This window comes from Streptomyces sp. NPDC093225, assembly GCF_044753805.1.
In the GTDB taxonomy this organism is placed as follows: Bacteria; Actinomycetota; Actinomycetes; order Streptomycetales; family Streptomycetaceae; genus Streptomyces.
This window is the reverse complement of the sequence record NZ_JBIVNX010000102.1, coordinates 1-8549: the sequence shown is the minus strand read 5'-3', so window position 1 is coordinate 8549 and position 8549 is coordinate 1. Positions and strand designations below refer to the sequence as shown.

General features: G+C 78.4%; 4 protein-coding genes. 1 reads left to right on the top strand and 3 read right to left on the bottom strand.

Annotated elements, in window-relative coordinates; translation table 11 throughout:
• Positions 1-166: 166 nt before the first annotated feature.
• From ACIQCH_RS38110 to ACIQCH_RS38100, 3 genes are read right to left on the bottom strand one after another with little or no spacing between them, the layout of a single operon-like run.
• The gene (locus ACIQCH_RS38110; protein ID WP_402588913.1) at positions 167-1192 is read right to left on the bottom strand and encodes an ABC transporter ATP-binding protein; all 1026 of its coding nucleotides are present in this window, start codon (positions 1190-1192) and stop codon (positions 167-169) included.
• Entirely contained in the window at positions 1189-3999 is a 2811-nt protein-coding gene (locus tag ACIQCH_RS38105; RefSeq protein ID WP_402588911.1) for an FtsX-like permease family protein, read from the bottom strand. The genes ACIQCH_RS38110 and ACIQCH_RS38105 overlap by 4 nt, the downstream gene beginning before the upstream one ends.
• 1 nt (position 4000) lies before the next feature.
• Positions 4001-7408 carry an FtsX-like permease family protein gene (locus ACIQCH_RS38100; RefSeq protein WP_402588909.1) on the bottom strand — a complete coding sequence of 1136 codons (3408 nt, stop codon included), beginning with the start codon at positions 7406-7408 and terminating at the stop codon, positions 4001-4003.
• A gap of 215 nt (positions 7409-7623) precedes the next feature.
• Between ACIQCH_RS38100 and ACIQCH_RS38095 the strand changes: the two genes are divergently transcribed.
• On the top strand, positions 7624-8334 hold the full coding sequence (locus ACIQCH_RS38095) for an ABC transporter ATP-binding protein (RefSeq protein WP_402588907.1): 711 nt from the start codon (positions 7624-7626) through the stop codon (positions 8332-8334).
• The last annotated feature ends 215 nt before the right edge of the window (positions 8335-8549 follow it).

Genomic DNA, 8549 nt, shown 5'->3' with positions numbered 1-8549 from the left:
CCGAAGCCTCCGGGGTGGGCCTGCCGCAGGGCCTGCAGGCCATGGGCAGTCAAGCGCCGAGGGGACCCACACACCACGGGGCGGCCCCGCGAAGCGAGCTCACCCCGACACCAGTGACCCGGCCGACCCGCCCCGCCCTGGTCTGCCACCCATCACCCGCCACCCGTCACTCCGTCGCATCAGGACGCACCGCGATGTGGTCGGGCTCGAGTTCGACCAGGACGCGGTGCTCCATCCCGAGCGCCGCCGTGTACTCGGCGGGCAGTTGGAGGCGGCCGGCGCGGTCCAGGGTGGCGTACTCGCGGGAGACCAGCGACTCGCGGCCGTCCGCGTCGACCTCGGTGCGGCGCAGCACCTCGGAGGAGGTGCGGCCGTCGCGGATGGCCACCGTACGGCGCACCTCCGAGGCGACGGCCTGGTCGTGCGTGACGATCACGATGGTCGTGCCCAACTCCTCGTTGGCCCGGCGGAAGGCGGCGAAGACCTGCTCGGCGGTGGCGGAGTCGAGTTCGCCGGTCGGTTCGTCCGTGAGCAGGACGGACGGGGAGTTGGCCAGCGCCACGGCGATGGCCACGCGCTGCTGCTGGCCGCCGGAGAGCTGCCGGGGGTGGTGGTCGGCGCACTCGGCCACGCCGAGCATGGACAGCAGTTCCCGCGCCCGGTCCGCCTGCGCGCGGCGCCGCCCGCGGCCGCGCAACCGCATGGGCAGGGCCACGTTCTGGGCGGCCGTCAGGTACGGCAGGAGGTTGCGGGAGGTCTGCTGCCACACGAACCCGACCGCGTTCCGCCGGTAGTCGAGGCGGTCCTTGGCGGTCATGGCGAGCAGGTCCCGGCCGGCCACCCGGGCCGCGCCAGCGGTCGGGACGTCCAGCCCCGCGAGGATGTTCATGAGGGTGGACTTGCCGCTGCCGGAGGCGCCGACCAGGGCCATCAGCTCGCCCTCGCGGACCAGCAGGTCGAGTCCCTGGAGGGCCTGTACCTCGACCCCGTCGGTCGTGAAGATCCGGACCAGCCGGTCGCAGGCGATCAGCGCGTCGTGCCCGTACGAGGGGCGGTCGCGGTGGGCGGCGGCGCGGCGTTCGAGTTCCGCCAGGGTGGGCCGGGCGTCCGCCGGGGCGTCCGCCGGGGCGTCCGCCGGGGCGTCCGCCAGGGCCTCAGCAGCCTTCGTGTCCGCCGCCTTCGTGTCCGTCATCGTGTGTCTCCCGGTCCGTGCTTCGTGGAGGGGGTGCGCCGTCGGTCCGACCACCAGGCCTGTGCGGCGGCCACCCCGGCCGTCAGCGCCACGACGCCCAGCGCCGGGAGCGCCAACGACCCTGCGTCGGCGACCAGGACGGCCGGGGCGGGCGGGGCGGCCGGGGTGCCGGGCGCGGCGGTCAGCGCCAGTCGGGTCAGGTCGATGCCGGGACCGACCAGCCGGATCGTCGCCCAGGCGGTGAGGACGCCGCCGCCCGCGGCGAGCAGGGTCTGCGGCAGGGCCTCCAGCAGGAGCAGCGCCCGACCCTGACGGCCGGTCAGGCCCAGGGTGCGCAGCCGCAGCAGCAGCGCGGCCCGTTCGGGGGCCGAGCGCAGCAGCGCGAGGAGGAGGGCGACGGCGGCGTAGCCGGCGCCGGCCGCGATGGCCGCGGCGTAGACGCGTTCCGCGCCCTGTTGGAGGGGCGTGTCGGTGAGGGGTGCCCGGGCGGCGCTGCGCAGTTGGACGGGCAGGGGCCCGGCCGCCGCGCGCAGCGCGGCGGCGTCCGCGTCGGCGCCGGTGGCCAGCAGGGTGGTCGCGCCGGTGTCGGGCAGCCCGGCGGTGTCGACGAGGAGGAACTCGCCGCGGGGTACCGCCGGGGTCTCCTCCCGTACGGCCGTGACGCGTACGGTCACCTCGCCGCCCGAGGTGGTGACGCGGACGGGCGCGGGGCCGAGCCGGTCGGCGAGGCCCGGGGAGGCGACGGCGTCCAGCACGCCGCCGGACCGTCCGAGCGCGGTGGCGGGGAAGGCGCCCAGGCCCGTGTGCGCGGCCAGCCGGGCGTAGGGCCCGGGTTCGACGCCGACCAGGGTCAGGGTCCGGCGTCCGCCGCTGCCCGGCGACGGGACCGCGGCGGCCCGGTCCATGCGCACCGTGGTCGCCTCCCGCACTCCCGGCACCCGTCGTACCGCGTCCGGCGTCCCGGCGGGCAACGGTCGGAGTTCGCCCGGCGTGGTGATCCGTACGTCGGCCCCGACGGCCAGCAGCGCGGCCCGCTCGCGCGCGTGGGAGACCCCGGCCAGCACCGATCCGCCGAGCGCCGCGGTGGTGAGGGCCACCAGCAGGGCGAGCAGGGGCAGGACGCCGGCCGCCGGTGCCCGGCCGGCGCGGGCCAGGGCGAGGAATCCGATGATGCCGCGCAGCCGTCGCGCGGGCCGGGCGGCCCAGCGCAGCGGAAGGGGGTAGAGCCGGACCAGTACGAGCGCGGCGGCGAGGGCCACGAGCACGGGGGCGGCGGCGGCCGAGGGGCCACCCGCCCCGGGGGCCTGGCCGCGCAGGGCCTGCAGGGCGCCGGCCGCCAGGACCAGGAGGGTGAGCTCGGCGACGGTACGGGCCCGGCCCGGGCGGGCGGTGGCGAGGTCGTCGCGCTCCCCGTGGACCCTGGGCCGGCGGTGGGCCAGTACGGCGGGCAGCGGCAGGACCGCACAGGCGAGCAGCGCCACCGCGACCGCGGCGAGGACCGCCGTGGGCCGTGCGGCCCCGTCGACCAGCAGCAGGGCGGCCAGCAGGCCGAGTGCGGCGGCCGGCAGGGCGATGACCGCGGACTCGCCGAGCAGCCGGAGTCCGATGCCGCTCAGGGACGCTCCGCGGGCGCGCAGGAGGGCGAGTTCGTCGCGCCGGCGGGCGGCGACCAGGCTGCCGGCCATGGCGAGGACGACGGCGGCGACGGCGGCGGTGCCGACGGCGGCCACGGCGACGAGGTCCGCGATGGCCCGGCGGGCGGTGAGCTGGTGGGTGAGGACGGTCTCCAGGTCGGTGCGGACGGTGGCGGTGTTCCCGGCGACGGCCCGCAGTTCCAGCAGTTCGGGACCGCCTTCGAGGGAGGCGATGCGGCTGAGCAGGGCCGGGGTGTCGCGGGTGGTCAGCCCGTCGGTGGCGGGGGCGAAGTGCCAGTAGAGCTCGGGCTTGCCCTGGGTGCCGAGCAGCACGGGCGCGGCGTCGGGGGCCAGCAGCAGCGCGCCGTGCCAGTAGGGCGCGGGGATGACACCGGACTTCCTGAACGCGCGCCCGGGGGTGCGCAGTTCGGGCACGGCGCTCCAGTACGAGCCGTCCGGCGCGACCGGTGTCACGATGCCGGTGATCGTCACGGCGAGCGGTTCGCCGCCGGAGCGGCCGGTGAGGTGGACGACGGAGCCGGGCCGCAGGTGCAGGGCGGCGGCGGTGTCGGTACTGGCGGCGGCCTCGACCTGCCGGGTGGCGGCCGTGACGGTGCCGTGGGCGGCGGGCAGCCGGCCGCTGCGCACGGTGGCGTGCTGCGCGAGTCCGGACTGGGCGGCCAGGGTGAAGGTGGGCGGGTGGACGTCCGGGCGGGGCAGCCACGGGTCCGTGCCGACGAGCGGTTCGGTGGTCCGTACGCCGTACGCCGACTGGGCGCGGTCGGCGCGCAGGGGGGCGGGCAGGGCGGCCAGGGCCCGGGTGTGGACGGCGGCGAGCGGGGCGGGGAGCACGGCCCGCTCCCGGTCGGCCTGGGGCCGCTCCAGGCCGGGCCGGGCGGCGGTGAGTTCGACGACGGTGGCGGCGGGTGGGGTGTGCGCGATGCCGTGGCGCAGGGCCCGCGTCTCGTACGCGTCGACGGACCTCGGGAGCGCGGCGGCCAGGAAGGCGGTGACGAGGACGAGGACGGCCAGGGCGAGGGCGGCGGCGGGTGAGGTGCGCAGCCGGGTGCGCACCCACGGCGCGGGGGTGCGGGTGCGGCGGGTCCGGGGGGCCGGGGCGGTCGCGGCGGACCGGTCGTCGGTGGGCGTGGCGGTGGCGGTGGGGCGGTTCATGTCAGCTGTCCCCCTGGTCGCGGAGGGAGGGTGCGGGGCCGGCGTGGCGGAGCGCGAGGGCGGCGGCGGTCAGCAGCGGAACGGTGGCGACCGCGGCGAGCAGCAGCGCCAGGTGGGTCCCGGGCAGTTCGACGAGGACCGGCGGCAGCGGGCGTTCGGCCCGTGCGGTCAGGACGAGGAGCGGGACGACGGCCCGGGTGAGCACGGCCCCGATGCCGAGTCCGGCGAGGACGCCGACGAGCGCGAGCAGACCGTGCTCGGCGGCGGCGAGTGCGGCGAGTCTGCGCCGGGAGGCGCCGAGGGCGCGCAGCACGGCGAGTTCGGCGGACTGCTCGCGCAGGGAGCCGGCGGCGCTGACGGCGAATCCCACGGCGGCGAGCGCGGCGGCCGCGGCGGTCACGGCGAGCAGGGCGGCGCGCGGTCCGCGGCCGAGCGGGTCGCCGAGGAGCGCGGCGGCCCGTTCGTCGCGTACCAGTACGTCGTCGGCGGCGCCGGCGTCGGGGCGGGCGCGCAGGGCTGCGGCCACGGCGGCGGGTCGGTCGGTGCTCAGCCACCACTCGGTGGGGGCGAGCGTGCCCCTCCCCCGCTGGGTCAGGATCTCGTTGACGGTGCGCAGGTCGAGCAGGAGGCCGCCGCCGTCGGCCCCCGCCCCCGGCGCGTCGGACGGGGCGCCGGTCGCCGGGCCGCCGGTGGCGGCGGTGCCGGTGGTGGGCAGTGCGCGGACGGACTTCACGATCCGTACGGTCAGCCGTTCGCCGGCGAGGGTGAGGTCGAGGCGGTCGCCCGGGCGGGCGGCGGCGGCCGTGAGGAAGGCGTCGGTGGCGACGGCGGGCAGCGGCTCGGCCGCGGCGGGCCGCAGGGTGCGCAGCCGGACGGTGTAGGCGTCGTCGGCGTCGACGACCGGTCCGGTGTCGTACCCGAGGACGAGCGGCAGCGCCCCGGCCGCGGCGGGCTGTCCGGGCGCGATCAGGTCGCCGTCCCGCGGCGCGGCGATCTCGGCCTGCCAGCCGACGCCGGCCGGCGGCACGAGGCCGTGCAGGGTGCCGCCGGCGGTGCCGGTGGACAGGCCGGTGAGCTCCAGGCGGTGCCGCTCGGGTGCGGCCGTCCGCGGCCCGGTCCCTGCCGTGTACGGCGGGCCGCCGTGCCGGGAGCCGCTCAGCCGGAGGCCGGTCAGGCGCAGCGGGCCGGCCGGTGCGTGGCGGGCGCCGGTGGCGGTGCGGTCGAGGTCGACGAGGAGCCGGTGCGGGCGGGCGTCGGCGGGCAGGGGGCCTGCGGGGAGCTCGTACGGGAGGCCGTAGCGGTCCTCGGCCAGCACGGTGAGCACCGGCGGGTGGCTCGGGACGGGGCCGTCCGCGGGTGGGGTCGTCCGGCCCGTCGGGGTCGTGGTCAGGCGCAGGTCGAGCGCGAGGGTGGCGGCGTCTCCGGGGAGACGGATCTCCGGTGCGGCGGTCCGCCGCGGTGGGGCGAGGGCGGCCAGCAGGTCGCGGGCCGGTGCGTCCGCGAGGTCGGGGCGGAGCAGGAGCCCCTCGTCGGCGTCGCCGGTGCCGAGGGCGAGGACGGCGGCCGTACGGCCGCCGGAGAGGTCGGCGGTGGTGCGGTGCGCGGGCGCGGCGCGGCGTACGCCGGGCCAGGTGGCGTAGACGCCGGCCTGGCCGGGGCCGCCGGGGCGGCCGTCGAGGACGCGGACGGCCGCTCCGGCGGCGAAGTCGGCCTGGTCGCGCTGGGAGCGGTCCCAGGAGGCCCCCTGGCCGACGGCGAGGGTACCCATGGCGGTGGCCAGGACGAGCAGCAGGACGGGGCCGGCGCCGCGCAGCGGCCGGCGGGCCAGGTGCCAGCCGGCCAGGGCGGGCCCGAGGCCGCGGGAGCGGGCGGCCCGGCGTTCGGCGAGCCGGGCCAGCGGGGGCAGCAGGCGGAGGGTCAGGACGGTGCCGGCGAGCAGCGCGAGGGCGGGGGCGGCGACCAGCAGCGGGTCGACGCCGAGCCCGGAGCCGGCCGCGGCGGTGCCGGCCGGGCCGGTCCGGCGGTCGAGCTGCCAGTAGGCGACGGCCGCGATCACCACGAGGCCGACGTCGGCGCCGGCCCGCAGCGGGGCGGGCAGCGTGCCGTCCCGGCCGGCGCGCAGGCGTACCGCGCCGTCCGCGGCGGCGGCCAGGGCGGGTGAGACGACGGCCGCCGCGCAGCACAGGGCCGCGGCGGCGGCCACCAGCCAGACGGAGGCGGCCGGGACGGTGCCGAAGGCGCCGCCGGCCCGCTCGGGCCCGCCGGTCCGGGCGTAGCCGGCGATCAGGCGGGTGAGCGGACCGGACAGCAGCGGGGCGATCAGTGCGGCGGGCGCGGCGAGGAGCAGGGCCTCGGCGACGGCGAGGCCGGCGATCCGGGTACGGGCGGCGCCGCGGGCGCGCAGCAGGCCGGTCTCGCCGGCCCGCTGGGTGCTGAGCAGACGGGCCACGAGCAGCAGGGCGTAGCCGGCGAGCAGGACGAGCTGCAGGGCGACGATCAGGAGTGTCGAGCGGGCGACGACCAGGGCCCGTTCGGTCTGGTCCAGGACGGCGGGCAGGGCGGTGCGGACGGTGGCGCCGGCCGCGAAGTCCGGCTCCTTGCGGAGCGCTTCGGGCCCGCTGGTGGCCGCGGCGCGCAGGGAGCCGATGCGCCCGGTGGTGAGGGTCCGGTAGTCGGCGGTGGCGAGCCAGCCGCTGGACCCGGTGGAGGTGCGGCCCGCGGCGAGGACCGCGGGGTCGGCGAGCAGGGGGCCGTACGTCGTGAACTCCACGGTGCGCACGGCGCGTCCGGCGAGCGGGTCGAGCTGCCAGTACGGGTCGCCCGGGTCGCGGGCCTGGTAGGTGCCGGTGATGCGCACGGTGAGCGGGGCCCCGGTGAGGCGGTCGGTGAGGCGGAGCCGGGCGCCGGGGGCGAGGCCCAGGCGGCGGGCAGCGGCCTGCGGGAGGGCGGCCGGGATCTCGGCCGGCCGCCCGCCCGACGCGGCAGCCGGCGGGCCGGGCAGGGCTCCGGCGACGAGGCGGACGCGGGTGGGGTCGAGGGCGGCGAACTGGGTGAGGTCCGGGTTGCCGGAGCGGGCCGCGACCGGCTGGAGGGCGCGCGGGAGCTCGTACGGACCGGAGGCGGTCAGCGTACGGACCGTCACCGGCAGCCCGTCGAAGCTCCGTCGGGCCGCCCGCTCGACGGCGGCCCGGGCGGCGTCGCGGCGCTCCGGCGGTACGTCGGCGCTGACGACGAGGGCGGCCGAGGCGGCGGCGGGGCCGCGCAGGCTCTCGCGCAGCGCGGTGTCCCCGACGGAGCCGGTGAAGGCGGCCAGGGCCGCGAGCACGGCGGTGGTGAGGAGGACGGCGAGCAGCGCGCAGGTGAGCAGCAGCCGGTGCGCGCGTGCGCGCAGGAAAACGAACCCCGTCACTGTCGACCCGCCCCCCGGCCGACGGTCGTGGGTGCCGGCTCGTTCAGTTTTCTATCAAGAAATGATGTTGGCGCAAACAGGAATCGTCCAGAAATAGGCGCGGATCGCCAGGCAGGCAACAGGAGTTGTACGTCGGTCCGTCATTGCCCGGACATGTTCCGCCTGCCCATACTGGGCCGCAACGATCACGTACGGGGATGCACGGGGGCGGACCGATGACGGAGCGGAGCAACACGACGGACGGGGCGCCGGGCGCGATGGTCGCGGTCACCGACCTCCACCGCACGTACGGCAGCGGGCCGGCGGCCGTGCACGCGCTGGCGGGCGCGACCTTCGAGGTCGCCCGGGGCGAACTGGTCGCCGTCAAGGGCCGCTCGGGCGCCGGCAAGACGACGCTGCTGAACCTGGTCGGCGGCCTGGACTCCCCCGACCGGGGGCGCGTCGTCGTGGACGGCACCGACCTGGCGGCGCTGGGCGCCGAGGACCTGCTGGAGCTCCGACGCGACCGCATCGGCTTCGTCTTCCAGAACTTCGGCCTCATCCCGATCCTCACCGCCGCCGAGAACGTCGGTGTCCCACTGCGACTGCGCCGTACCGACCCGGCCGAACGCGACGAACGGGTGGCCCTGCTCCTGGCCCTGGTGGGTCTGGCCGACCACGCCGACCAGCGGCCCACGGAGCTCTCCGGCGGGCAGCAGCAGCGGGTCGCCATCGCCCGGGCGCTGGCCAACCGCCCGTCGCTGCTCATCGCCGACGAGCCCACCGGTCAACTGGACGCCGGCACGGGCCTGTCGGTCATGGAACTGCTCCGCTCCGCGGTCCGCAGCGAGGGCGTGACCGCCCTCGTCGCCACCCACGACCCGCAGCTCCTCGACCTCGCGGACCGCGTCCTCGAGCTCCGCGACGGGCGCGTCACGGCGCACTGAGCATCGCGGGTCCCACCTCAAGACACCGCCGCCTCACCGCTTCGCCGCCTCACCGCCTCGCCGCTTCGCCGCCCCAACACCACCCCCGGTGCACGAATTCGCGGGAGTCGGCCGTCCCGAGGTGTGTGGGGGAGGCGCTTGACAGGGGTGGCAGGCTGGACCGGAGGCAGGCCCGGGCCGAGGGGGGCCGCAGGCCCGGCCGAAGGCCCAAAGCC

Coding starts and splice junctions, on each gene's coding strand:
- ACIQCH_RS38110 (WP_402588913.1), bottom strand. CDS start 1,192: ATGACGGACACGAAGGCGGCGGACACGAAGGCTGCTGAGGCCCTGGCG.
- ACIQCH_RS38105 (WP_402588911.1), bottom strand. CDS start 3,999: ATGAACCGCCCCACCGCCACCGCCACGCCCACCGACGACCGGTCCGCC.
- ACIQCH_RS38095 (WP_402588907.1), top strand. CDS start 7,624: ATGACGGAGCGGAGCAACACGACGGACGGGGCGCCGGGCGCGATGGTC.